Below are 22,326 nucleotides of genomic sequence, written 5' to 3'. Positions count from 1 at the left end.
CAGTTCGCGGCAGTGTTTTCGCAAAACATTGCCGCGAACTGTCATCTCGCCGTCCGGCCTGGCGCCGGACGGCAACAACACGCGGGGACACGTAGACTGGGACGGAAAATAATCCGAACTTGCAGGGGAGATCCATGGCTGCGATCAACCGCGACGACGTCGCGCATCTCGCGCGTCTCGCGCACATCGAGATGAGTGCTGAAGAGCTGGACAGGATGGCCGGCGAACTCGCGGTCATCGTCGAATCGGTTAAGTCCGTCAGTGAAGCCGCCGGTGATGACGTCCCGGCCACCTCCCACCCGATCCCGCTGACCAACGTGTTCCGCGAGGACGTCGTGGGCCACACCTTCACGGCCGAGCAGGCACTTTCCGGAGCCCCCGACGCGTATGAGGGCCGCTTCAAGGTCCCGGCAATCCTGGATGAGGACTAAGACCATGACTGAAACCACCCCCGAGCTGTTCCGCCTCTCCGCGGCCGCGCTCGCCGAGAAGCTCGCCGCCCGCGAAATCACCGCCGTCGAGGTCGTCCAGGCCCATCTGGACCGGATCGCCGCCGTCGACGGCCAGGTCCACGCCTTCCTGCACGTCAACGCCGAGGAAGCCCTCGCCGTCGCCGCCGAGGTGGACGCCATCCGCGCCGCCGGCGGTACCGCTGCCGAGGAACTGCACGAACTCGCCGGCGTCCCGATCGCGGTCAAGGACCTGATCGTCACGATCGGCCAGCCCACCACGGCCGGCTCCAAGATCCTCGAAGGCTGGCACAGCCCCTACGACGCCACCGTCGTGGAGCGCCTCCGCGCCGCCAAGATGCCCATCCTGGGCAAGACCAACCTGGATGAGTTCGCGATGGGCTCCTCCACCGAGCACTCCGCCTACGGCCCCACCCGCAACCCCTGGGACCTGGACCGGATCCCCGGCGGCTCCGGCGGCGGATCCGCTGCCGCCGTCGCGGCCTTCGAAGCCCCGCTGGCCCTCGGCACGGACACCGGCGGGTCCATCCGCCAGCCCGGCGCCGTCACCGGCACCGTCGGCGTCAAGCCCACCTACGGCGGCGTCTCGCGCTACGGTGCCATCGCGATGGCCTCGTCGCTGGACCAGATCGGCCCGGTCACCCGCACCGTGCTGGACTCGGCCCTGCTGCACCAGGTGATCGGCGGCCACGACCCGCGCGACTCCACCTCGCTGCCGGACCCGCTGGAGGACCTCGTGGCCGCGGCCCGGACCGGCAACGTCGAGGGCATGAAGATCGGCATCATCAAGGAGCTCCACGGCGAGGGCTACCAGGCCGGCGTCGAGAACCGCTTCAACGAGGCGCTGGAGCTGCTCAAGGGTGCCGGCGCCGAAATCGTCGAGGTCTCCTGCCCCAACTTCAAGTACGCCCTGGGTGCCTACTACCTGATCATGCCCTCCGAGGCCTCCTCCAACCTGGCCAAGTTCGACGGCGTCCGGTTCGGCCTGCGGGTACTGCCCGAAGAAGGCCCGATGACGATCGAACGCGTCATGGGAGCCACCCGCGCCGCCGGCTTCGGCGACGAGGTCAAGCGCCGCATCATCCTGGGCACCTACGCGCTCAGCGCCGGCTACTACGACGCCTACTACGGCTCGGCCCAGAAGGTGCGCACCCTGATCCAGCGCGACTTCGACGCCGCCTTCGCCCAGGCCGACGTGCTGATCTCCCCGACGGCGCCGACCACGGCGTTCAAGCTCGGCGAGAAGCTCAACGACCCGCTCGCGATGTACCTCAACGACGTCGCCACCATCCCGGCCAACATGGCCGGGGTCCCGGGCCTGTCCCTGCCCGGGGGCCTCGCCGACGAGGACGGCCTGCCGGTGGGCGTGCAGCTACTCGCCCCGGCCCGCCAGGACGCCCGCCTGTACCGGGTCGGCGCCGTGCTCGAGTCCCTGCTCGAGGCGCAGTGGGGCGGACCGCTGCTGGACCGTGCCCCCTCACTCACTGACGCCGCACTGAGCCACGGAGGTTCACACTAATGACTGACGCAACCCTCAGCTTCGAAGAGGCGATGGAGAAGTACGACCCCGTCCTGGGCTTCGAGGTGCACGTGGAGCTCAACACCAAGACCAAGATGTTCTCCTCCGCGCCGAACGTCTTCGGCGACGAGCCGAACACCAACGTCAACGAGGTGGACCTTGGCATGCCGGGCGTACTGCCCGTGGTGAACAAGACCGCGATCGAGTCCTCGATCAAGATCGGCCTGGCGCTGAACTGCAAGATCGCCGAGACCTGCCGCTTCGCCCGGAAGAACTACTTCTACCCGGACACCCCGAAGAACTTCCAGACCTCCCAGTACGACGAGCCCATCGCGTACGACGGCTACCTGGACATCGAGCTCTCCGACGGCACCGTGTTCCGCGTCGAGATCGAACGCGCCCACATGGAGGAGGACGCCGGCAAGCTCACCCACATGGGCGGCGCTGCCGGCCGCATCCAGGGCGCGGACTACTCCCTGGTGGACTACAACCGCTCCGGCGTGCCGCTGGTCGAGATCGTCACCAAGCCGATCGAGGGCGCCGGCAGCCGCGCGCCCGAGCTGGCCAAGGCCTACGTCGCCGCGGTCCGCGAGATCGTCAAGAACCTCGGCGTCTCCGACGCGAAGATGGAGCGCGGCAACGTCCGCTGCGACGCCAACGTATCGCTGCGTCCGCACGGCCGCGAACGCTTCGGCATCCGCTCCGAGACCAAGAACGTAAACTCGCTGCGCGCCGTCGAACACGCCGTCCGATACGAGATCCAGCGGCACGCCGCCGTGCTGGAGTCCGGTGCGCCGGTCATCCAGGAGACCCGGCACTGGCACGAGGACACCCGCTCCACCACCTCGGGCCGGCCGAAGTCCGACGCCGATGACTACCGCTACTTCCCGGAACCGGACCTGGTGCCGATCGTCGCCTCGCGCGAGTGGGTCGAGGAGCTCCGGGCCACCCTGCCCGAGCCGCCGGCCGCCCGCCGCAAGCGCCTGCAGGCCGACTGGGGCTACTCCGACCTGGAGTTCCGCGACGTCGTGAACGCCGGCGTGATGGACGAGATCGAGGAAACCATCGCCGCCGGCGCCACCGCCACGGTGGCCCGCAAGTGGTGGATGGGCGAGATCGTCGGCCGCGCCAAGAACGCCGACGTCGACCCCGGCCAGCTCGGCGTCGCACCGGCCACCATCGTGGAACTGAACCAGATGGTCGAGGACGGCAAGATCAACAACAAGATGGCCTCCGAGGTCCTGGACGGCGTCCTCGCCGGCGAGGGCACCCCGGCGGAGATCGTCGAACAGCGCGGCCTCGCCGTGGTCTCCGACGACGGCCCGCTGCTCGAAGCCATCGACGCGGTCCTGGCCGCGCAGCCCGGCGTCGCGGACAAGATCCGCGCCGGCAAGCTCCAGGCAATCGGCGCGATCGTCGGCGGCGTGATGAAGGCAACCCGCGGCCAGGCCGACGCCGGCCGCGTCAAGGAGCTGATCCTCGAGCGCCTCGGCGTCGAGGGCTAGCCCCTAGCCACCCAACTGACTCGCATTAGTTGTCGTTTTGAGCCCTCAAAACGACAACTAATGCGAGTCAGTTGGGTTAAGCGTGAAACTTATCCGACCAGCTCGGTCATGATGGCCTGCAGCGCTTCGCAGACCATCATGACCGATTTGCGTTTAAGGTTCTCCGGCCGCGCCAGGATGTCGATCCGGCGCCGCGTGCTGATGCCCTCCAGCGGCTTCAGGACGATCTCCGGGTTGAGGACGGGCCGCGCGGTGTGCCGCGGCAGCAGCCCGATCACGCTCCCCGTCGCCACCAGCGCCGCCACCGTCGAGTAGTCGTTGATCCGGTGCACGATGTTCAGCTCACGGCTGGAGACCGCGGCGACGGCGGAGAGCACGTCCGCGGGGGAGTACCCGGTGTGGCTGGTCACCCAGGGCTCGCCGACGACGTCGTCCGCCGTCACCGCGCGCTGCCCGGCGAGCCGGTGCCCGGCCGGCAGCGCCACGTCCAGCGGCTCGTGCGCGAGCGGAATCACCGCCACGCGTTCTTCCGGCCACCGCGGGCTGTGGTCCATCCGGTGCGCAAGGACCAGGTCGTACCGCGCGGTCAGCCCCGGAAAATCCTGCTGGGCAACGTCCTCGTCGGAGAGCTGGATCCTCGGCTGGCCGGGTTCGGCCAGCAGCCGGGCCAGCGGCGCGAACAAGGCCTGGCCGGCGCTGTGGAACCCGCTCAGGGTCACGGGCGCCACCGGCGAGCCGTGGTACGCGCCGATAGCCGTCCTGGCGTCCGCCATCGCGCTCACGACGGCGGCCCCGGCGTCCGCGAGCACCTGGCCGGCCTCGGTGAGGACCAGGTTCCGGCCCTCCTTCCGGGTCAGCGGCACCTCGACGGATTTCTGCAGGGCGGCCAACTGCTGGGATACCGCGGAGGGGGTGACCAGCAACGTCTCGGCCACCGCCTTGACGCTGCCAAGCGCGCCGAGTTCCCGGAGCATTTCAAGCTGGTGGATTTCCATGGGCACCATCTTAGAGGTAAGCAGAATCTAAATCGTCGATTGAGAAAAATCCGGTTGTGCTAACGCTTCCCGCCGGGTCTAATGAGGTGAGTTGTCCCACACCGCCGCTCCCTCTCCGCGGAGCGGCCACCACAGATAGGCAGGCCCATGAAGGCTCTCTACAAGTCCGGCGCCCACGCGGGATTCGAACTGGTTGACCGCCCGGAGCCGGAAACCGGAGCCGGCGACGTCAAGATCCGCGTCATGACCACCGGAATCTGCGGCACCGACTTGCACATCCAGTCGTGGGACGCCTGGGCACAGGGCATCATCAACGCGCCACTGATCGCCGGCCACGAGTTCTACGGCGAAGTGGTCGAGATCGGCGAGGACGTCATGGACGTTAAGGTCGGCGACCGGGTCTCCGGCGAAGGGCACATCGTCTGCGGCATCTGCCGCAACTGCCGCGCCGGTCGCAAGCAGATGTGCATCAACACCGTCAGCGTCGGCGTGCAGCGCGACGGCGCCTTCGCCGAGTACGTCGTCATCCCGGAAACCAACGTCTGGGTCCACCACGACCCGTCCGTGACCCCGGAACTCGGCGCGATCTTCGACCCGTTCGGCAATGCCGTCCACACCGCCCTGAGCTTCCCGCTGGTGGGCGAGGACGTGCTGATCACCGGCGCCGGGCCTATCGGGCTGATGGCGATCGCCGTCGCCCGCCATGCCGGTGCGCGCAAGATCGCCATCACCGACGTCTCCGCCCCGCGCCTCGAGCTGGCCCGGCAGCTCGGCGTCGACCTCGCGATCGACGTTTCCAAAATGCGCGTCAAGGACGCGCAGCGCGAACTGGGCATGCGCGAAGGCTTCGACATCGGCATGGAAATGTCCGGGCACCCCACGGCGCTGCCTGAAATGATCGACAACATGAACCACGGCGGCCGGATCGCGATGCTGGGCCTGCCCAGCCAGTCCATCGACATCGACTGGGGCAAGGTGGTTACGCACATGCTGACCATGAAGGGCATCTACGGCCGCGAAATGTTCGAAACCTGGTACGCCATGAGCGCCATGCTGTCCTCCAACCCGGTGCTGCACGCGAACATTTCCGCCGTCGTGACCGATACGCTGCCCGCCGCGGACTGGGAAAAAGGCTTCGAGATTGCCCGCGCCGGCGTCGGCGGCAAGGTCGTCCTCGACTGGACCGGCTTCTAGCCCCGGCCCGTTTCCGGTACCGTACAAAAATTCACCCCTGCACAGGAGCGCACCCCATGTATTCAGCCATCAAGGACCAGCTGCAGCACGAACTCGACGAAATCCGCGGCGCCGGGCTGTTCAAGACCGAACGCCACATCGATTCCCCGCAGGCCAGCCACATCAAGGCCGGCCAGCTGGGCCAGGGCAGCTCGGAAGTGCTGAACTTCTGCGCCAACAACTACCTCGGCCTCGCGGACCACCCCGAGATCATCGCGGCCGCCAAGGAAGCCATGGACGAGCGCGGCTTCGGCATGGCCAGCGTGCGCTTCATCTGCGGCACCCAGGACCTGCACCTGGCCCTCGAGGAGCGGGTGTCGAAGTTCCTCGGCACCGAGGACACCATCCTGTTCTCCAGCTGCTTCGACGCCAACGGCGGCGTCTTCGAATCGCTCTTCGGCCCAGAGGACGCGGTCATCTCCGACGCCCTGAACCACGCCTCGATCATCGACGGCATCCGGCTCTGCAAGGCCCAGCGCTTCCGCTACGCCAACCAGGACATGGCGGACCTGGAGGCCCGGCTGATCGAGGCCACGACGCAGGAGAACCCGGCCCGCCGCAAGATCATCGTCACCGACGGCGTCTTCTCGATGGACGGCTTCCTCGCACCGCTCGCAGCGATCTGCGACCTCGCCGAAAAGTATGACGCCATGGTCATGGTGGACGACTCGCACGCCGTCGGCTTCATGGGTGCGACCGGTGCCGGAACGCCGGAACACGCCGGCGTCTCGGACCGGGTGGACATCTACACCGGAACCTTCGGCAAGGCCCTGGGCGGGGCCTCCGGCGGCTACGTCTCCGGCCGGCGCGAGGTCATCGCCATGCTCCGGCAGAAGGCGCGCCCGTACCTGTTCTCCAACTCGCTGGCCCCGGCGATCGTCGCCGCCACGCTGAAGGCCCTGGACCTGGTGGAGAACTCCGGCGAACTGCGCGCCAAGCTCTTCAGCAACGCGGAGCTTTTCCGCCGCCGGATGGGCGAGGAAGGCTTCGAACTGCTCGACGGCGAACACGCCATTGTCCCGGTCATGTTCGGCGACGCCGTGATGGCCGCCAAGGTAGCGGACGCGATGCTCGCCCACGGCGTCTTCGTCACCGCCTTCAGCTACCCGGTGGTGCCGAAGGGGGCCGCCCGCATCCGCGTCCAGCTCTCCGCCGCACACAGCGCGGACGACGTCGAGAGCTGCGTCCAGGCATTCGTGGCCAGCCGCGAGGCGGTGGCCGCGGCCTCCTAGCGGCGGATCTGCCGTCGTCCGCCTAGCGGAAAGTACTGACGTGACCTCCTGCCGGGTGCAAGGATGGAGGCATGTCAGCTACATACGATGTCGTGATCGTGGGCGGCGGCATTGCCGGCCTGTCCCTGGCCTCCGCCCTTGCCGGAAAATGCAGGGTGGCCCTGGTCGAGGCCGAGCAGACGCTGGGGTACCACACCTCCGCCCGCTCGGCCCGGCAGCTGATCCCCAGCTACGGGCCGCCCGTGGTCCAGGAGCTCACCATGCGCACGCTGGAGCTCATCGGCACCAAGGAGGGCACGCGGCCCGAACCCGTGCTCTCGCCGCGCCGCTTCATGCTGATCGGTGACGAAGAGGCCGTCCAACAGCAGGCCAGCGGCTTCATGCACCGGATCAGCCACGCCGAGGCCCTCGAGATCTGCCCCGCGCTCAAACCGGACTCCTTCGAGGCGGCCGGGCTGGACTCCGGGTCCTTCGCCTGCAACGCGTCCCTGCTGCTGGAGGATCACAGGGAGCGGGCCGTCGAGGCCGGCGTGGACATCATCACCGGCGCCCGGGTCCATTCTGCCCAGCGCCTCGGCTCCGGCTGGGAGCTCGGCGCCGGGCAGGAAGGCTTCGAGGCCGCCGTCGTGGTCAACGCCGCCGGAGCCTGGGCGGACGAACTCGCGGTCCTCAGCGGCGTCGAGAAGCTCGGGCTCCAGCCCTACCGCCGCACCGCGGCGATTGTCGACGTCGAACATCCGCTCCCGCAGGGCTGCCCCATGGTGGCGGCCGCCGGCAGTTTCTACTTCCGCCCGGACGGGCGGCGGCAGGTGCTGATCTCGCCGTCCGAGACCGTGCCCAGCGCCCCCGAGGACGCCCGGCCGTACCCGGGCGACATCGAGGCGCTGATCACCCGGCTCAACACCGTCACCACGATGGGAATAGGCAACGTCAGCCGGGCCTGGACCGGGCTGCGGACCGAGGCCTCCGACGGTATTCCCGTGGTGGGGTTCGACGCCGAGGCCACCGGGTTCTTCTGGCTCGCCGGCCAAGGCGGCTACGGCTTCCAGACCTCCTCGGCCATCGCCGAACTGGCAGCGGAGCTGATCCTCGCCGGCCAGGGTTCGGCACAGCCGCTCCCGGCCGACAGTCCGGCATCCCGGACAGCCGCCGCACTGGCAGCGACGCGGATGTCCATCCGGGCCTGAAGAATGGACCCATGAGCACCCTCATTACCAACATCGCCGAACTGATGACCCAGGACACGGACCACCGGGTCCTGAAGGATGCGGCCATTGTGATCGAGGGCGAACGCATCGCCTGGCTCGGCACCGCCGCTGACGCACCGGCCGCGGACGACGCCGTCGACGCCGCCGGCCGCGCGCTGCTGCCAGGCTGGGTGGATTCCCACACGCACCTGATTTTCGCCGGCGACCGGACCGCGGAGTTCGAAGCACGAATGGCGGGGGAGAGCTACAGCGCCGGCGGCATCGCGGTCACCACCGGCGCCACCCGAAGCACGGGCGACTTCGACCTGACCCGGCTTGCGCTGGGCCGCGTGGCCGAGGCCGTCGCTCAGGGGACCACCTACCTCGAAACCAAGACCGGCTACGGCCTGGACGTGGAGAACGAGGCCCGCAGCGCCCGGATCGCCTCCACGATCGCGGACGAGGTCACCTACCTCGGCGCGCACCTGGTCCCGGAGGGCATGGACGCGGAGGAGTACACGGACCTCGTCTGCGGTCCGATGCTCGCCGCGGTCCGGCCCTACGCCCGCTGGGCCGATGTCTTTTGTGAACGCGGCGCGTTCAACGAGGAACAATCCCGCCGCGTGCTGACGGCCTGCCGGGACGCCGGCCTGGGCCTGCGCGTGCACGGCAACCAGCTGGGCGAGGGGCCTGGCGTGCGGCTGGCGGTGGAATTCGGGGCCGCGAGCGTGGACCACGTCAACTACCTCTCGCGGCGCGACGTCGAAGACCTTGCGGACAGCTGGTCAGGCTGGGAGGCGGCGGCCGGGGCAGGGGAGCGCGGCACGGTCGCGACCTGCCTGCCGGCCTGCGACCTGTCCACCCGGCAGCCGCTGGCACCGGGGCGTGAACTGCTCGACGCCGGCGTCCAGCTGGCGCTCGCGTCCAACTGCAACCCCGGTACTTCCTATACGAGCTCCATGGCGTTCTGCGTCACCACCGCCGTGCTGCAGATGCGGCTCAGCGTGCATGAGGCCGTCCGCGCGGCCACCTACGGGGGCGCGCTGGCGCTCGGCCGGGAGTCGGGGAACGACGTCGACGGCCAGCGGGCGGTCGGTTCAATCGCCGTCGGGCACCGGGCGGACCTGCAGCTGCTCAACGCCCCCTCGGCCACGCATCTGGCCTACCGGCCGGGTATGCCGCTCACGCACGCCGTCTGGCGCGCCGGGGTCCGCGCACGCTGACGGACCAGCCCACCGGAGCCAGGGCACCGACGAGGGCCAAGGCACCGACGAGGTCAAAGGGAGAACAGCATGGCCGGGTTAGCCAGGGAGCTAGGCATCCTCCTGGATCTGCTGTGGGCCAAGCGCGGCGGCCCGCGGACACTGTCGCGGCGCCGGGACGTCCGGCTGGCTGCCCTCGTGGCCCACGCCCGAACCAGCTCTCCCTTCTACCGGGAGCTCTACCGCGGCCTTCCGGAGAGCGTGCCGCTTAGCGTGCTGCCGCCGGTCTCCAAACCGGAGTTGATGGCCCGCTTCGACGACTGGGTCACCGACCCCGCCGTCACCCGGACTGACCTCGAGGCCTTCGTCGCCGATCCGACCCTGATCGGCAGCCGTTACCGCGGCCGGTACTTCGTCTGCACCAGCTCCGGAACCACGGGCCATCCGGGACTGTTCGTGCACGACGCCGCCGCCGTCGCATGCTACCGGGCCCTGGGCGCCCGCGCCGCCGGGACCACCCTCGACGCCGGCCGCCTGCTGGCCGTGCTGCGGCGCGGAGTCCGCACCGCCGTCGTGGTCGGCTCCGGCGGCCATTTCGCGGGCGTCGTATGGCTCGAGACCGAACGGCGCCGCAGCCGGGCCCGGCGCCGGGCCTACCGCCTGATCTCGGTGCAGCAGCCGCTGGAGTCGCTGGTGCAGGCGCTCAACGGCTTCGATCCGGCCCTCCTGGTCGCTTACCCGAGCGCGCTGGAACTCCTGGCCGCGGAGCAGGAGGCGGGCCGGCTGCACATCCGGCCGGTGCTGGTGGAATCCAGCGGCGAATCCCTCGGTGACGCGGCACGGCTGGCCGCCGCCCTGGGTGCCAAGGTCCACAACGTCTACGCGGCCTCGGAGTTCGTGCCCATCGCCCTGGACTGTCCCCGCGGCTGGCTCCACGTCAACAGCGACTGGGTCATCCTGGAACCGGTCGAGGCAGACTACCGGCCAACGCCCGAGGGGCAGCCGTCCCATACGGTGCTGCTGACCAACCTCGCCAACCGGGTCCAGCCGCTGATCCGCTACGACCTGGGGGACTCCGTGATCGCCAAAACCGGCCCCTGCGAATGCGGCAACCCGCTGCCAGCCGTCCGCGTGGCCGGCCGGCACGACGACATCCTGCATCTGCGGAACGCCGACGGCGGAACGGTGAGCGTCCTTCCGCTCGCCATCACCGCCCCGATCGACGACGCACTGGGTGTGGAGCGCTGCCAGCTGGTCCAGTCCGGCCCGGCGTCGCTGCGGGTCAGGCTCCAGCTGGAATCGGGCGCCCAGGCGGACGCGGTATGGCAGGACGTGACGAGCAAACTGGCCGCTTTCCTGGCCGGCCAAGGGCTGGCGAACGTGGAGCTGGTCCGGGCGGAGGAGGCGCCGGAGCAGACCGGCGCGAGCGGGAAGTTCCACCAGGTCATTGCCCTGAAGCATGACCCGCTCTAAAGCGCAGGCCAAGACCTAGAAGAACATCGGCGGGGCGTCCAGGACGGTCTCGTCCACCCGCCGCTGCTCCCACTGGCTGAACGGCTTGTCCAGCTCGTACTTGCCCTGCCGCGTGCGCAGGAGGGTGCGGATCTCGGCGTTGTCCGGATTGTTCAGGGACTCGAAGTACTCCACCGACCAGTGGAACCAGCGCATGCAGAACAGCCGCATGGTCAGCCCGTGCGTCACGAACAAGGCATTCGGGGCGTAGTTGGGCTTGGACCAGTGCCGGTAGAGCGTTTCCATGAACGAGGAGATCCGGTCGTACACGTCGGAGCCGGATTCGCCTTCCCGGAAGCGGTAGAAGAAGTGGCCGTAGGCGTTGCGGAGCTCCTTCTGGTCCTCGATGTCGCCCGCGATCTGGAAGTTCGCCCAGTCCTGCTCGCGCAGCCGCGGTTCTTCGATAACGCGTTCGGTGAGGGACCCCAGCCGGAGCGCCTCGAGGGTCTGGTAGGCCCGGAGGTAGGGGGAGACGTAGACGCAGACCTTTTGCCCGTCCAGCTGGCGTCGCAGCTGCTCGCCGGCGGCCGTGGCCTGCTCGACGCCGAGCGGGGTCAGCGGGATCCGGTAATCGGGCACCCGATTGTAGATCGAGGTGTCGGCGTTGGCGGCGGACTGGCCATGCCGGATCATGAAGATTCTCCCGGGCGCACTCACAGCCCAAGCATAGGCACTTGCAGTCAACTCCCGGCAACGGCAGGCAAGATAGAACCATGTTGGTTCCCTCCCGCCGTCGGCTGCGGCTAGAAGTCTGGATCGTCCTGGGCCTGTCCCTGGGGCAGTCGGCGGTTTATTCGGTGGTGCAGCTGCTGGACAAGCTGACCCGGGCGCCGCTGGCCCAGGGCACCTCGACGTTGAACCGCTCGCAGAGCAGCCGCGAATACTTCGACCTCACCTACCAGTTGCTGGACATCATCTTCGCATTGGTTCCGGTGGTGCTGGTGATCTACTTCCTGACCGAGCACCGGCCCGCAGGCATGGCCGGCGGCACCGGCACCTCGGCCTTCCGGAAGCTTGGCTTCAACTTTGCCCGCCCCGGCAAGGACCTGCTGCAGGGCCTGGGCCTCTTCGCCCTGATCGGCGTCCCGTCGCTTGGCCTCTACGCGGCCGGCCGGGCGCTGGGAATCACGACGGCGATCATCCCCAGCGCGCTGGACTCCTACTGGTGGACGGTGCCGGTGCTGATCCTCTCCGCGATCCGGCACGGGATCGTGGAGGAAGTGATCGTGGTGGGCTACCTGCTGGACCGGCTCGGCAAGTTCGGCTGGGGCATGCCGCTGGCGATCTTCGCCAGTTCGATGCTGCGCGGCAGCTACCACCTCTACCAGGGCTTCGGGCCCTTCATCGGCAACGCCATCATGGGCGTCATCTTCGCGCTCGTCTACACCCGGACGCGGCGGGTAATGCCGCTGGTGATCGCGCACGCGCTGCTGGACATTGTGGCGTTCGTCGGCTTCAGTCTCTTCGGCAAGGCCATCGGCCTGGGCTGACACCGGCGCCTGCCCGGGCGCCGCGAGCCGGATGACATATTTCGACACGAGACTCACCGTGGCCGCAGCCATGTCCGTAACATTGGAGCTATTCCAGGCTTCGGCTTGCCAGACTCGCTGTAAAGGACTATAGACGGTGACGCTCGAATCATTGCCCATTTTGGATATCTCGCTCCTGGCCGCGGGCCCGGAGGAGGCCTCCCGGTTCCGGGACGAGTTGCGCGATGCCATGCACGAGGTCGGATTCATCTACCTGGCCGGCCATGGCGTCCCGCAGGAACTCACGGACGCCATGCTGGACATCTCCCGACGCTTCTTTGAGTTACCCGAGAGCCAGAAGCTCGCGATCGAGAATGTCCATAGCCCGCAGTTCCGCGGCTACACCCGCGTCGGCGGCGAAATAACGGACGGCGGCGTCGACTGGCGCGAACAGATCGACATCGGCGTCGAGCGCAACACCGTGGATCAAGCCCCCGGCGTCGCCGATTACTGGCGGCTGGAGGGTCCCAACCTGTGGCCGGAAGACCTGCCCGAAATGCGGGAGATCGTCACCGAATGGACCGAGCGCCTCAGCGCCATCTCCTTGGAGCTCCTAAGGGCGTTGGCCCTGTCCCTCGGTGCCCCTGAAGATACCTTCGACGCGGCGTTTGCCGCCCGGGCCTTCCCGCTGCTGAAGATCGTGCGGTACCCGGGGGAGTCCGATCCGGAACCCAAGCAGGGCGTGGGGTCCCACCGCGACGGCGGGGTGCTGACGCTCCTCCTCGTGGAACCCGGCAAGGGCGGCCTCCAGGTCGAGTACCAGGGCCAGTGGATCGACGCGCCCCAGGTGCCCGGAACGTTCGTCGTCAACATCGGCGAGATGCTCGAACTGGCGACCAACGGATACCTCAAGGCCACCCTGCACCGGGTGATCTCGCCCCTCCGCGGCACCGACAGGATCTCGCTGCCGTTCTTCTACAACCCGGCGCTGGATGCCACCATGCCGCGCCTCGCGGTCAGCCCGGAGTTCCAGGCCAAGGCCCGCGGCCTTTCGGTGGACCCCACGAACAGCCCGATCCTGGAGACCTACGGCGACAACGCCCTGCGCTACCGGCTCCGGGCGCACCCCAACGTCGTCGAGGTCCACCACCCGGACCTGCTCAAGCACTGACCGGCCTGGCCGGCCCAGAAACGAATTCGGCCGCCAGCGGTGGGTGGCATCATTGGCACCCGCTGCTGGCGGCCGAAGTTTTTCGGGGAAGACGCGTCAGATGGTGACGGCTCCGGAATCGGTTTCGAAGGTGACGGACATGATTCCCGGCGTCCCGTGCGGGGCCAGCCAGTGCACGTCCACATCCTCGAGCGGCTTCTCGACGGGTTCGCCCAGCCACTCGGTCACACGCTCGGCCGAGCCCGCGATCGTGAGGGCAGACATCTTCACGCTGCTCGCGTAGGCGTTGGACGGGTGCAGCTCGGGGTCGCCTTCCCACTTCAGCATGTAGGGGACCTGCGGATCCGCGATCAGGCCCAGGATGCCGATCTGCTTCCAGACCAGTTCGCGGCCGTCCGGGAACTTGCGGTTGCCGTTCACGGCCGAGCGGCCCAGCCGCTCCTCGAAGGGTGCCAGGTCGTCAACCTCGACGCACCAGCCCATCCAGCCGCCGCCGGCTGCCGAACGGGCGCGGACTGCCTGCCCGAACGGTGCCTTGTCCGAGGCGGGGTGGTCCAGGACCTCCACGACCTCGAGGTATTTGTGCCCGGCGAGCGGGATAATCATGTTGCGGGTCCCGAACCGGGGGTGTACTCCGCCCTTGACGGCTTCGACTCCGAGGGCGGTCGCAATACGTTCGGTGGTGGCAGCCAAGCCATCCTGTTCACAGGCGTAAGAGACGTGATCCATGCGCATGCCATCATCTTGGCACTTTGTGATGGAGCTCTCAGCTTAGGGTGCCCTAACCGTGGTGGGATGTCATTGTCCGCGGCGATCGGGCGGATCAGCCGGCCGCGCGGGCGCGCTTTCCGGCGGGCTCTCCTTCAGGGGTGGCGTCCGGGGTGCCGGTGCAACGGTCCTTCATTTTTGTCACAAAGCTATCCGGGCGCCGGGGCTGCTTCCTAGACTGAAGCCAGGTCATGAGTGCCAGCACCAAGCCCCGGCTTGCTGGCCGGCAACCCTCCTTGCGCGGTGGGGTGCCCCGGGTGAAGACCTGGCCCTCCGGCGTCCGCCGGGCGGCAAGCGCGGCGCCTGAGCCGTTCCGGTCCCACGGGGCCCGGTGCGGCCTGTGCCCAGTCCTAGGAGCACACCAAATGTCTAACGCCTGGTCCTTTGAAACCCGCCAGATCCACGCCGGCCAGGAGCCGGACTCCGCCACCGGCGCGAGGTCGCTGCCGATCTACCAGACGACGTCGTTCGTCTTTCCCAGCGCCGAAAGCGCCGCCAACCGCTTCGCGCTCGCCGAACTGGCCCCCATCTACACGCGGATCGGCAATCCCACCCAGGATGCGGTGGAACAGCGGATCGCGAGCCTCGAAGGCGGCCTCGGGGCCCTCCTGCTAAGTTCCGGCCAGGCCGCGGAAACCTTCGCGATCCTCAACATCGCCGAAGCCGGGGACCACGTCGTGGCCAGCCCCAGCCTCTACGGCGGGACCTACAACCTGCTGGCCCACACCTTGAAGAAGTTCGGCATCTCCGTGACGTTCGTGGAAGACCCGGACAACCTGAAACAGTGGCGTGAGGCCGTTCAGCCGAACACCAAGCTGTTCTTTGGCGAGGTGGTATCCAACCCCCGCCAGGACGTGCTGGACATCGAAGGCGTCGCGGACGTGGCCCACCGGGCCGGGGTGCCGCTGATCGTGGACAATACCCTCTCCACCCCCTACCTGATCCGGCCGCTCGAGTGGGGCGCTGACATCGTGGTCCACTCGGCCACCAAGTACCTCGGCGGCCACGGTGCCGCGATCGCCGGCGTGATCGTCGACTCCGGGAACTTCGACTTCGGCAAGGACCCGGAGCGCTTCCCCGGCTTCAATACCCCGGATCCCAGCTACAACGGACTGGTCTACGCCCGGGACCTGGGGTCGGACGGGGCGCTGGGCGCGAACCTGTCCTTTATCCTCAAGGCACGGGTCCAGCTGCTGCGCGACCTCGGCTCGGCCGTCTCCCCGTTCAACGCCTTCCTCATCGCCCAGGGCATCGAGACGCTGAGCCTGCGGGTGGAGCGGCATGTCGCCAATGCCCAGCGCGTGGCCGAATGGCTCGAGGCCAGGGACGACGTCGAGTCCGTCGCCTACGCCGGGTTGCCGTCCAGCCCCTGGTACGAGCGCGGCCGCAAGTACGGCCCGAAAGGCACCGGCGCCGTCGTCTCCTTCAACCTGGCCGGGGGAGCGGAAGCCGGCAAGCGTTTCGTTGACGCCCTTGAGCTGCACTCCCATGTGGCGAACATCGGTGACGTGCGCTCGCTGGTGATCCACCCGGCGTCGACTACCCACAGCCAGCTTTCGCCGGAACAGCAGGCGGTAGCCGGCGTACACCCCGGCCTGGTCCGGCTGTCGGTGGGGCTCGAGCACATCGACGACATCATCGCGGACCTCGACGCAGGCTTCCGGGCGGCCAAGAACGGCTGAGGTCACACAGCCGTCACAATCTTCGCGCTTGCGCCGCCGTGTTTCGTAGAATCGAGCCAGGTCATGAGTGCCAGTGACAGCCCCGGCTTGCTGGCCGGCAACCCTCCTTTTGCGGCGGGGTGCCCCGGGTGAAGACCTGGCCTGCCGGTCAGCTGACGGCGGGCAAGCGCGAAGTTAGGTCCTCACATGACGATTGCTGTCACCCGCATGGGTGTACCCGAAAACAAAACCTCCGGCGCCGAACGCACGACGGCGGCCGTTCCCGACGGGACGCTGCAGTGCCTCCCGGTCGGCTCCCTGTCCCTTGAGTCCGGCGCCGTCCTGCCGGAGGTCACCCTCGCCTACGAGACCTGGGGGACCCTCAACGCCGATGCCTCCAACGCGGTGCTGATCGAGCACGCCCTGACCGGTGACACCCACGTCACCCGCGGTGCCGGCGAGGAGCCGGGCTGGTGGGAACAGCTCGCCGGTCCAGGCGCCCCGGTGGACACCGAGAAGTACTTTGTGGTGTCCATCAACATCCTCGGCGGCTGCTACGGGTCCACCGGGCCTTCGACCCCGGCCCCGGACGGCCGGCCCTGGGGCTCACGCTTCCCGCTGGTCACGCTCCGGGACAGCACCGCGGCCGAAGCCAGGCTTGCCGACGCCTTGGGAATCAGCAGCTGGTATGCCGTGCTGGGCGGCTCGCTCGGGGGAGCCCGAGCGCTGGAGTGGGCAGTCAGCTACCCGGAGCGGGTCCGTCGCTGTGCCGTGATTTCCGTCGGCGCGCGCAGCACCGCCGAGCAGATCGCGTTCGCCCAGGCCCAGACACTGGCGATCCGCCAGGACCCGAACTTCAAGGGCGGCGACTACTACGGCGGCCCGGAGCCGGACGCCGGCCTCGCCCTGGCGCGCCGGATCGCCCACATCACCTACCGCTCCGCCGCGGAACTGGACGGCCGCTTTGGACGGAACGCCCAGGCGGCCGAGGCGCCGCTGGAAGCCGGGTCGCTGGCCGGCCGGGGCCGCTACCAGGTCGAGAGCTATCTGGACCACCAGGGCAACAAGCTGGTGCGACGCTTTGACGCCAACAGCTACATCGCCATCACCGAGGCGCTGATGAGCCACGACGTCAGCCGCGGCCGGGGGAGCCTGGAGCAAGCCGTTTCCCTTGCGACCGCGGAGTTCTTCGTGGCGGCCGTCGATTCGGACCGTTTGTATTTTCCGGCCCAGTCCCATGAACTTGCCCGGGCCCTGCCGGGGGAGGTCCCGGTGCACGTGATCGAGGCGCCGATCGGCCACGACGGCTTCCTGACCGAAATCGGCCAGCTCAGTGATCAGCTCCGGGGTGACTTCTTCGCCTAGCAGCGGCCGCCGGGTGTGCATTTTTGCAGACACCCTCTGCGCTATTAGTCGTTGAGCCTGCCGTGAACGACGTCCATACTCGTGGAGAATGACGCCGTGTGTTCCAACTCACACACGCACAGTCAGCCTAATAATCCACGGGGTGTCGAAGGGGACACCGAAGGAGTTCGCATGAGCACGGAAAACGCCGCCGTAAGGCGCGCAGAGGAGCCGGACGTCAAGACGTCCGGGCTGAAGAAGGTAGTAACGGCCTCCATGGCCGGCACGGTGGTGGAGTGGTACGAGTTCTTCCTCTACGCCTCCGCCGCCACCCTGGTCTTTGGCAAGATGTTCTTCCCCAACTCGGGCACGGAGCTGGACGGCATTCTTGCTGCGTTCCTGACCTACGCAGTGGGCTTCGTGGCCCGCCCCATCGGTGGCATCGTCTTCGGCCACTTCGGTGACAAATTCGGCCGCAAGCAGCTGCTGCAGCTGAGCATCATCCTGGTCGGCGTCTCGACCTTCCTGATGGGCTGCCTCCCGAGCTTCCAGCAGATCGGCTACTGGGCGCCGGCCCTGCTGGTCTTCCTGCGCTTCGCCCAGGGCTTCGCCGTCGGCGGCGAATGGGGCGGCGCCGTGCTCCTCGTTGCCGAGCACAGCCCCAGCAAGTCCCGCGGCTTCTGGGCCAGCTGGCCGCAGTCGGCGGTTCCGCTGGGCAACCTCCTCGCCACTGCCGTGCTGTTCGTCCTTTCCTCCACGCTGTCCTCCGCGGACTTCCTCGGCTGGGGCTGGCGCGTCGCCTTCTGGCTCTCCGCCGTGATCGTCGTCGTCGGCTACTACATCCGCACCAAGGTCCAGGACGCCCCGATCTTCCTGGAGGCACAAAAAGAAGTCGTCACGGAAAACAAGAGCTACGGCGTCGCCGAGGTCTTTCGCCGCTACCCCCGCGGCGTCTTCACCGCCATGGGCCTGCGCTTCGCGGAGAACATCCTCTACTACCTCGTGGTCACCTTCTCCATCACCTACCTCAAGACGGTTGTTCACGCCGACACCGCCAAGATCCTGCTCCTGCTGCTCGTGGCGCACGCCATCCACTTCTCCGTGGTTCCGATGGTGGGCCGGCTCTCCGACCGTCTCGGCCGCCGGCCGGTCTACATGGCCGGCGCCGTCCTGGGTGCGACCTGGGGCTTCTTCGCCTTCCCGATGATGGACACCGGCAACGATTTTGTCATCCTCGCCGCGGTCATCATCGGCCTGCTCTTCCATGCACTGATGTACGCCGGGCAGCCCGCCATCATGGCCGAGATGTTCCCGACCCGGATGCGCTACTCCGGTGTCTCGCTCGGCTACCAGGTGACCTCGATCGTGGCCGGTTCGCTCGCCCCGATCATCGCTGTCGCGCTACTGAGCCAGTACAAGTCCTCCGTCCCGGTGGCCATCTACCTGCTCATCGCCTGCGTTGTCACGATGGTGGCGGTGTACTTCCTGAAGGAAACCCGCGGCATCTCCCTGCACGACGTCGACGCCGCCGACGCCCAGGGCACGGCCGACCTCCTTGCCGCAGGCAAGCGGTAACAGCCAAGCGGTAACCAGCACCGTTAGCTAGCAGGCAACTGCACGCGTCACTAACAACAGCAGCCCCCGTCCCCGCACTGCGGAGACGGGGGCTGCTGCCGTTGGGGTCCGGTGCGTCGCGGGAGGGGCCCCGTGAGCCTCAACGGGCAGCCTTGACAAGATAACTGAGTGCACTCATTATTGAGAGTGCTCGGTAAATAGCTCTGCCGGGCTTCGCGGAAAGCAAGGGATCAGACATGAAAGCGTTCGCCGTCAGCAACTACAGGGGCCCGGTGCAGGAAATCGAGGCACCCGAGCCCGCCGTTGGCTCCCGGGACGTCCTCATCCGGATGCAGGCGGCCGGCGTCAACATGCTGGACGAGAAGATCCGTGCCGGAGAGTTCAAGCAGATCCTGCCGTACACGTTGCCTCTGATCCTCGGCAACGACGTCGCGGGAACGGTGGTCCGGGTCGGTTCGGACGTGCGCCGGTTCGCGCCGGGCGACGTCGTCTACGGGCGGCCGCACACGGACCGCATCGGCACCTTCGCAGAACTCGTCGCCGTGGCCGACGCGGACCTGTCCCTGGCTCCCTCTACGGTCAGCATTGAGGAGGCCGGATCGCTGCCGCTCGTGGCCCTCACCGCCTGGCAGGCGTTAGTCGAGAGGGGCCGCGTCCAGCCGGGCCAGAAGGTCCTCATCCATGCCGGCGCCGGCGGTGTCGGATCCATCGCGATCCAACTCGCCAAACACCTGGGAGCGACCGTGGCGACCACTGCTAGCCGGGGGAACGCCGACTTCGTGCGCGCGCTGGGAGCGGACATCGTCATCGATTACCGGGCGGAGGACTTCGAGGAGCGGCTCAGCGGCTTCGACCTGGTGCTGGATAGCCTGGGTGGGGAGAACCTGGAGAAGTCGCTGAGGGTCCTCACGCCGGGCGGCAAGGCCATCGGCATCTCCGGCCCGCCGGACCCCCGGTTCGCCCGCGACGCCGGGCTGAACCCGGTGCTGCGCCTCGCCGTCGCCGTGCTGAGCCGCAAGGTCCGCGCACAGGCGAAGAGGCTCGGCGTCAGCTACGAATTCCTCTTCATGCGCGCCGACGGCGAACAGCTCGGCCGGATTACCGAGCTGGTGGAGCGCGGCGTGCTCAGCCCAGTCGTGGGGCGCGTCTTCCCCTTCGACCAGACCGTCGAGGCGCTCCGCAGTATGGATCAGGGCGGCATCCGCGGCAAGACCGTCATCGGCAACCCCTGATCCCGGGCTTCGTCCCTGGCAGCGTACCCCAACCATTGGAGAAACATCATGACTATCCCGGAAAACGAACCCGTCGTCACCTCGTACGCCAAGGCGCCCACAAAGACCATCACCGCCGCGGGCACCACCTTCGCCTACCGGGAACTGGGGCCCAAGGGAGGCGTCCCCGTCGTGTTCTTCGTGCACCTCGCAGCCACCCTGGACAACTGGGACCCAGCCATCATCGAGCCGGTCGCGACGAACCGCCACGTCATCGCGTTCGACCAGGCCGGAGTTGGCGCCTCCTCTGGCAAGGTGCCGGGCACCATCGAGGAAGCCGCCGACGACGCGTTCACGTTCATCACTGCCCTCGGATACGAGAAGATCGATATCTTCTCCTTCTCCATGGGCGGCATGATCGCCCAGGATCTTGTGGTCAAACACCCTCAACTTGTCCGCAAGCTCGTTCTGACCGGAACGGGTCCCCGCGGTGGGAAGGATATGGACAAGGTCGTGGGCACCACCTACTACGACATTCTGCGGGCAGCCCTTACCCGGTCGGACCCGAAGGAATTCCTTTTCTTCAACCGCAACACCACCGGCAAGCGCGCCGCAAAAGCGTTCATCGCGCGTCTCCAAGAGCGGACAATCGACCGTGACAAAGCGATCAGCACCCGAGCGTTCGGTGCCCAGCTCAAAGCCATCCAGAAATACGGCCGCTCACGGCCCTCGGATCTGTCGGTCATCACACAGCCGACGCTCATCGCCAACGGCGATAACGACCGTATGGTCCCCTCGGTTCTCTCCGTTGACCTGCACGAGCGGATCGCCGGTTCACAGCTGGTCATCTACCCGGACTCCGGCCATGGGGGGATCTTCCAGTTCCACTCGACGTTCGCACCCACCGTGGTCGAGTTCCTGGGCCGATGACATTTTGCCGGCCGCCGGCCGCTGCCGGGCCGGTCACCGAAGGTCCCGTGCAACCGGCAGTGAATATACTCAGAGCTGAGCGCAGTCAGACTATATTCCCGAAGGACGCATCATGCCCACTGCTTCCCCGCGGCCCGGACGGCGCGAGCGCAACAAGAAGGACAAGCTCGAACGCATCACCGTCGCCGCCCGTGAACTCTTCACCGAGTTCGGCGTCGACGACGTTACAACCCAGCAGATTGCCGACAAAGCGGATATCGGGACCGGAACCCTTTTCCTTTACGCCAAAACCAAAAGCGAGCTGCTCCTGCTCGTGCAGAACTCGGCATACGCCGACGCGCTCGTCCGCGGAACCGCCGCCGCCGATCAGGCCACCGACACGCTCGAGGCTGTGATGGCGATCCTGCGTCCGGTGGTGGAGTGCAACCGAGCCCAGGTCGACAACGGTCGAACGTACCTCCGTGAAATTGTCTTTGGCGACCCCGAAGAACCACACCACCGCGACGCCCTCGGCTACACGATCGAAACCGAGAAGGCGATCGCCGGGGTCCTCCAGCGACGCAACGGACTCGCGCCGGACGCGGCGGCGACCCTGGCCCACGTTGTTTCCGCGATCATGTTCATCGCCCTGGCAATTACTGGCAACGTTGCCAAGAGCATTGAGGATCTCCTCACGGAGATCCGAGCCCAGCTTCGTGTCATTCTTCCTGCCTGACTGAAGGCCTCCCGCCAACGGGCCGTCGCCTCACCACCCAGCGTGCCGGCGCCAGCCGGTGAGCACCTCCTGGCGTTCGGCGTTCTAGCTAATGGGTATCTTCGTCTTGCGGAGTTGTGCGGCCCCAATGACAGTGAGTGCAGCCGTGCCCAGCAGGACCAGGACTAACAACCCCAGAAGCGGGAGCTCATGGATAGCGAGCTGGGGAATGCGGCGCGAGGGCACTGCCAGAACCCCTACAAAGGCCCCGATCAGGCCGAAGTAGCTGCCGGTCATAAAACTGCGGTGGGCCCGGACATTTCTCTTCCAGATTGCCCACAGTCCAGCTGTCAGCGTGCAAAACGTCAGCACCGAGAGTGCGTGGAGCCAATTGAACCCTCCGTCGATAGTTCTGATTCCGAACGAGGTCAGCACCACGACATACATGGCAACAGCCCAGATCCGGCCCACGGCCCGGTGAACGCTGCCGCCTTTGGTCCGGCGAATCAGGTTGACGGCTCCGAAAACCAAGGAGTAGCTGGCGGCGATTGCGTGAATTGAGATCAGAACGGTCCAGGAGGAAGGCATAGCCCGGAGCCTAGCGGACCATGCCTCACAAAGTTTTTCGAAATTCCCGTTACAGTTTGG

20 protein-coding genes and 2 riboswitches are annotated in these 22,326 nt (G+C 67.5%); of the genes, 16 read left to right on the top strand and 4 right to left on the bottom strand.

What is annotated here, in order from left to right:
• The first annotated feature begins 134 nt into the window (after nt 1-134).
• Genes gatC through gatB form a run of 3 tightly spaced genes read left to right on the top strand, consistent with a single transcriptional unit; the run spans nt 135 to nt 3,494 of the window.
• On the top strand, nt 135-431 hold the full coding sequence (gene gatC, locus AC1DNC_RS06315; protein ID WP_138769869.1) for an Asp-tRNA(Asn)/Glu-tRNA(Gln) amidotransferase subunit GatC: 297 nt from the start codon (nt 135-137) through the stop codon (nt 429-431).
• A gap of 4 nt (nt 432-435) precedes the next feature.
• Nucleotides 436-1,989 (top strand): Asp-tRNA(Asn)/Glu-tRNA(Gln) amidotransferase subunit GatA, encoded by a 1,554-nt coding sequence (gatA, locus tag AC1DNC_RS06310; protein ID WP_476861707.1) that lies wholly within the window; start codon nt 436-438, stop codon nt 1,987-1,989.
• On the top strand, nt 1,989-3,494 hold the full coding sequence (gatB, locus tag AC1DNC_RS06305; protein WP_476861706.1) for an Asp-tRNA(Asn)/Glu-tRNA(Gln) amidotransferase subunit GatB: 1,506 nt from the start codon (nt 1,989-1,991) through the stop codon (nt 3,492-3,494). The genes gatA and gatB overlap by 1 nt, the downstream gene beginning before the upstream one ends.
• Nucleotides 3,495-3,583: 89 nt before the next feature.
• Here gatB and AC1DNC_RS06300 read toward each other — a convergent pair whose 3' ends face one another.
• Nucleotides 3,584-4,489: a LysR family transcriptional regulator gene (locus AC1DNC_RS06300; protein WP_476861705.1), complete on the bottom strand. Its 906-nt coding sequence runs from the start codon at nt 4,487-4,489 to the stop codon at nt 3,584-3,586.
• Between the two features lie 147 nt (nt 4,490-4,636).
• On the opposite strand from AC1DNC_RS06300, the gene tdh reads away from it, so the two are divergent.
• From tdh to AC1DNC_RS06275, 5 genes are all read left to right on the top strand, one after another.
• Nucleotides 4,637-5,683 (top strand): L-threonine 3-dehydrogenase, encoded by a 1,047-nt coding sequence (gene tdh / locus AC1DNC_RS06295; RefSeq protein ID WP_476861704.1) that lies wholly within the window; start codon nt 4,637-4,639, stop codon nt 5,681-5,683.
• A gap of 56 nt (nt 5,684-5,739) precedes the next feature.
• A complete protein-coding gene (locus tag AC1DNC_RS06290) occupies nt 5,740-6,954 on the top strand; it encodes a glycine C-acetyltransferase (protein WP_476861703.1) in 1,215 nt (404 codons plus the stop codon).
• Between the two features lie 71 nt (nt 6,955-7,025).
• The gene (locus AC1DNC_RS06285; protein ID WP_476861702.1) at nt 7,026-8,141 is read left to right on the top strand and encodes an NAD(P)/FAD-dependent oxidoreductase; all 1,116 of its coding nucleotides are present in this window, start codon (nt 7,026-7,028) and stop codon (nt 8,139-8,141) included.
• 11 nt (nt 8,142-8,152) lie between these two features.
• On the top strand, nt 8,153-9,364 hold the full coding sequence (hutI, locus tag AC1DNC_RS06280) for an imidazolonepropionase (RefSeq protein ID WP_476861701.1): 1,212 nt from the start codon (nt 8,153-8,155) through the stop codon (nt 9,362-9,364).
• Nucleotides 9,365-9,433: 69 nt separating this feature from the next.
• Nucleotides 9,434-10,816 carry a phenylacetate--CoA ligase family protein gene (locus AC1DNC_RS06275; protein WP_476861700.1) on the top strand — a complete coding sequence of 461 codons (1,383 nt, stop codon included), beginning with the start codon at nt 9,434-9,436 and terminating at the stop codon, nt 10,814-10,816.
• 15 nt (nt 10,817-10,831) lie between these two features.
• Here AC1DNC_RS06275 and AC1DNC_RS06270 read toward each other — a convergent pair whose 3' ends face one another.
• Nucleotides 10,832-11,488, bottom strand: a complete 657-nt coding sequence (locus tag AC1DNC_RS06270) for a histidine phosphatase family protein (RefSeq protein ID WP_476861897.1) — start codon at nt 11,486-11,488, stop codon at nt 10,832-10,834.
• An 80-nt stretch (nt 11,489-11,568) separates the two neighbouring features.
• On the opposite strand from AC1DNC_RS06270, the gene AC1DNC_RS06265 reads away from it, so the two are divergent.
• Together AC1DNC_RS06265 and AC1DNC_RS06260 are read left to right on the top strand one after the other, a co-directional pair.
• Nucleotides 11,569-12,345 (top strand): CPBP family intramembrane glutamic endopeptidase, encoded by a 777-nt coding sequence (locus tag AC1DNC_RS06265; protein ID WP_476861699.1) that lies wholly within the window; start codon nt 11,569-11,571, stop codon nt 12,343-12,345.
• A 136-nt stretch (nt 12,346-12,481) separates the two neighbouring features.
• The gene (locus AC1DNC_RS06260; RefSeq protein ID WP_476861698.1) at nt 12,482-13,495 is read left to right on the top strand and encodes an isopenicillin N synthase family dioxygenase; all 1,014 of its coding nucleotides are present in this window, start codon (nt 12,482-12,484) and stop codon (nt 13,493-13,495) included.
• A gap of 96 nt (nt 13,496-13,591) precedes the next feature.
• Here the strand turns inward: AC1DNC_RS06260 and AC1DNC_RS06255 are convergent, their stop codons facing one another.
• Nucleotides 13,592-14,230 carry a VOC family protein gene (locus tag AC1DNC_RS06255; protein WP_476861697.1) on the bottom strand — a complete coding sequence of 213 codons (639 nt, stop codon included), beginning with the start codon at nt 14,228-14,230 and terminating at the stop codon, nt 13,592-13,594.
• Nucleotides 14,231-14,450: 220 nt separating this feature from the next.
• Nucleotides 14,451-14,566, top strand: a riboswitch (SAM riboswitch).
• Nucleotides 14,567-14,628: 62 nt separating this feature from the next.
• Between AC1DNC_RS06255 and AC1DNC_RS06250 the strand changes: the two genes are divergently transcribed.
• From AC1DNC_RS06250 to AC1DNC_RS06225, 6 genes are all read left to right on the top strand, one after another.
• Nucleotides 14,629-15,945, top strand: a complete 1,317-nt coding sequence (locus AC1DNC_RS06250) for a bifunctional o-acetylhomoserine/o-acetylserine sulfhydrylase (protein ID WP_476861696.1) — start codon at nt 14,629-14,631, stop codon at nt 15,943-15,945.
• A gap of 59 nt (nt 15,946-16,004) precedes the next feature.
• A riboswitch (SAM riboswitch) is annotated at nt 16,005-16,120 on the top strand.
• A gap of 11 nt (nt 16,121-16,131) precedes the next feature.
• Nucleotides 16,132-17,289: a homoserine O-acetyltransferase MetX gene (gene metX, locus AC1DNC_RS06245; protein ID WP_476861695.1), complete on the top strand. Its 1,158-nt coding sequence runs from the start codon at nt 16,132-16,134 to the stop codon at nt 17,287-17,289.
• Nucleotides 17,290-17,460: 171 nt separating this feature from the next.
• Nucleotides 17,461-18,843 carry an MFS transporter gene (locus AC1DNC_RS06240; RefSeq protein WP_476861694.1) on the top strand — a complete coding sequence of 461 codons (1,383 nt, stop codon included), beginning with the start codon at nt 17,461-17,463 and terminating at the stop codon, nt 18,841-18,843.
• Nucleotides 18,844-19,079: 236 nt separating this feature from the next.
• The gene (locus tag AC1DNC_RS06235) at nt 19,080-20,075 is read left to right on the top strand and encodes an NADP-dependent oxidoreductase (RefSeq protein WP_476861693.1); all 996 of its coding nucleotides are present in this window, start codon (nt 19,080-19,082) and stop codon (nt 20,073-20,075) included.
• Nucleotides 20,076-20,123: 48 nt separating this feature from the next.
• Complete coding sequence (locus tag AC1DNC_RS06230; protein ID WP_476861692.1) at nt 20,124-20,984, top strand: alpha/beta fold hydrolase; 861 nt, start codon at nt 20,124-20,126, stop codon at nt 20,982-20,984.
• A gap of 112 nt (nt 20,985-21,096) precedes the next feature.
• Nucleotides 21,097-21,699 (top strand): TetR/AcrR family transcriptional regulator, encoded by a 603-nt coding sequence (locus AC1DNC_RS06225; protein WP_476861691.1) that lies wholly within the window; start codon nt 21,097-21,099, stop codon nt 21,697-21,699.
• An 84-nt stretch (nt 21,700-21,783) separates the two neighbouring features.
• On the opposite strand, the gene AC1DNC_RS06220 is transcribed toward AC1DNC_RS06225, so the two are convergent.
• Nucleotides 21,784-22,266 (bottom strand): DUF2306 domain-containing protein, encoded by a 483-nt coding sequence (locus tag AC1DNC_RS06220; protein ID WP_476861690.1) that lies wholly within the window; start codon nt 22,264-22,266, stop codon nt 21,784-21,786.
• Nucleotides 22,267-22,326: the final 60 nt, after the last annotated feature.

Source organism: Arthrobacter sp. 01N442 (assembly GCF_056399345.1).
The sequence above is the reverse complement of the archived record's forward strand: the minus strand, read 5'-3'. Positions and strand labels throughout refer to the sequence as shown.

Excerpts from the sequence above, each read along its gene's own strand:
- AC1DNC_RS06255 (WP_476861697.1), bottom strand. The coding sequence starts at position 14,230 with ATGCGCATGGATCACGTCTCTTACGCCTGTGAACAGGATGGCTTGGCT.
- AC1DNC_RS06270 (WP_476861897.1), bottom strand. The coding sequence starts at position 11,488 with ATGATCCGGCATGGCCAGTCCGCCGCCAACGCCGACACCTCGATCTAC.
- AC1DNC_RS06265 (WP_476861699.1), top strand. The coding sequence starts at position 11,569 with ATGTTGGTTCCCTCCCGCCGTCGGCTGCGGCTAGAAGTCTGGATCGTC.
- AC1DNC_RS06275 (WP_476861700.1), top strand. The coding sequence starts at position 9,434 with ATGGCCGGGTTAGCCAGGGAGCTAGGCATCCTCCTGGATCTGCTGTGG.
- AC1DNC_RS06220 (WP_476861690.1), bottom strand. The coding sequence starts at position 22,266 with ATGCCTTCCTCCTGGACCGTTCTGATCTCAATTCACGCAATCGCCGCC.
- metX (WP_476861695.1), top strand. The coding sequence starts at position 16,132 with ATGACGATTGCTGTCACCCGCATGGGTGTACCCGAAAACAAAACCTCC.
- AC1DNC_RS06285 (WP_476861702.1), top strand. The coding sequence starts at position 7,026 with ATGTCAGCTACATACGATGTCGTGATCGTGGGCGGCGGCATTGCCGGC.
- AC1DNC_RS06250 (WP_476861696.1), top strand. The coding sequence starts at position 14,629 with ATGTCTAACGCCTGGTCCTTTGAAACCCGCCAGATCCACGCCGGCCAG.
- hutI (WP_476861701.1), top strand. The coding sequence starts at position 8,153 with ATGAGCACCCTCATTACCAACATCGCCGAACTGATGACCCAGGACACG.
- AC1DNC_RS06290 (WP_476861703.1), top strand. The coding sequence starts at position 5,740 with ATGTATTCAGCCATCAAGGACCAGCTGCAGCACGAACTCGACGAAATC.
- AC1DNC_RS06235 (WP_476861693.1), top strand. The coding sequence starts at position 19,080 with ATGAAAGCGTTCGCCGTCAGCAACTACAGGGGCCCGGTGCAGGAAATC.
- AC1DNC_RS06225 (WP_476861691.1), top strand. The coding sequence starts at position 21,097 with ATGCCCACTGCTTCCCCGCGGCCCGGACGGCGCGAGCGCAACAAGAAG.
- AC1DNC_RS06300 (WP_476861705.1), bottom strand. The coding sequence starts at position 4,489 with ATGGAAATCCACCAGCTTGAAATGCTCCGGGAACTCGGCGCGCTTGGC.
- gatC (WP_138769869.1), top strand. The coding sequence starts at position 135 with ATGGCTGCGATCAACCGCGACGACGTCGCGCATCTCGCGCGTCTCGCG.
- tdh (WP_476861704.1), top strand. The coding sequence starts at position 4,637 with ATGAAGGCTCTCTACAAGTCCGGCGCCCACGCGGGATTCGAACTGGTT.
- gatB (WP_476861706.1), top strand. The coding sequence starts at position 1,989 with ATGACTGACGCAACCCTCAGCTTCGAAGAGGCGATGGAGAAGTACGAC.
- AC1DNC_RS06240 (WP_476861694.1), top strand. The coding sequence starts at position 17,461 with ATGAGCACGGAAAACGCCGCCGTAAGGCGCGCAGAGGAGCCGGACGTC.
- gatA (WP_476861707.1), top strand. The coding sequence starts at position 436 with ATGACTGAAACCACCCCCGAGCTGTTCCGCCTCTCCGCGGCCGCGCTC.
- AC1DNC_RS06230 (WP_476861692.1), top strand. The coding sequence starts at position 20,124 with ATGACTATCCCGGAAAACGAACCCGTCGTCACCTCGTACGCCAAGGCG.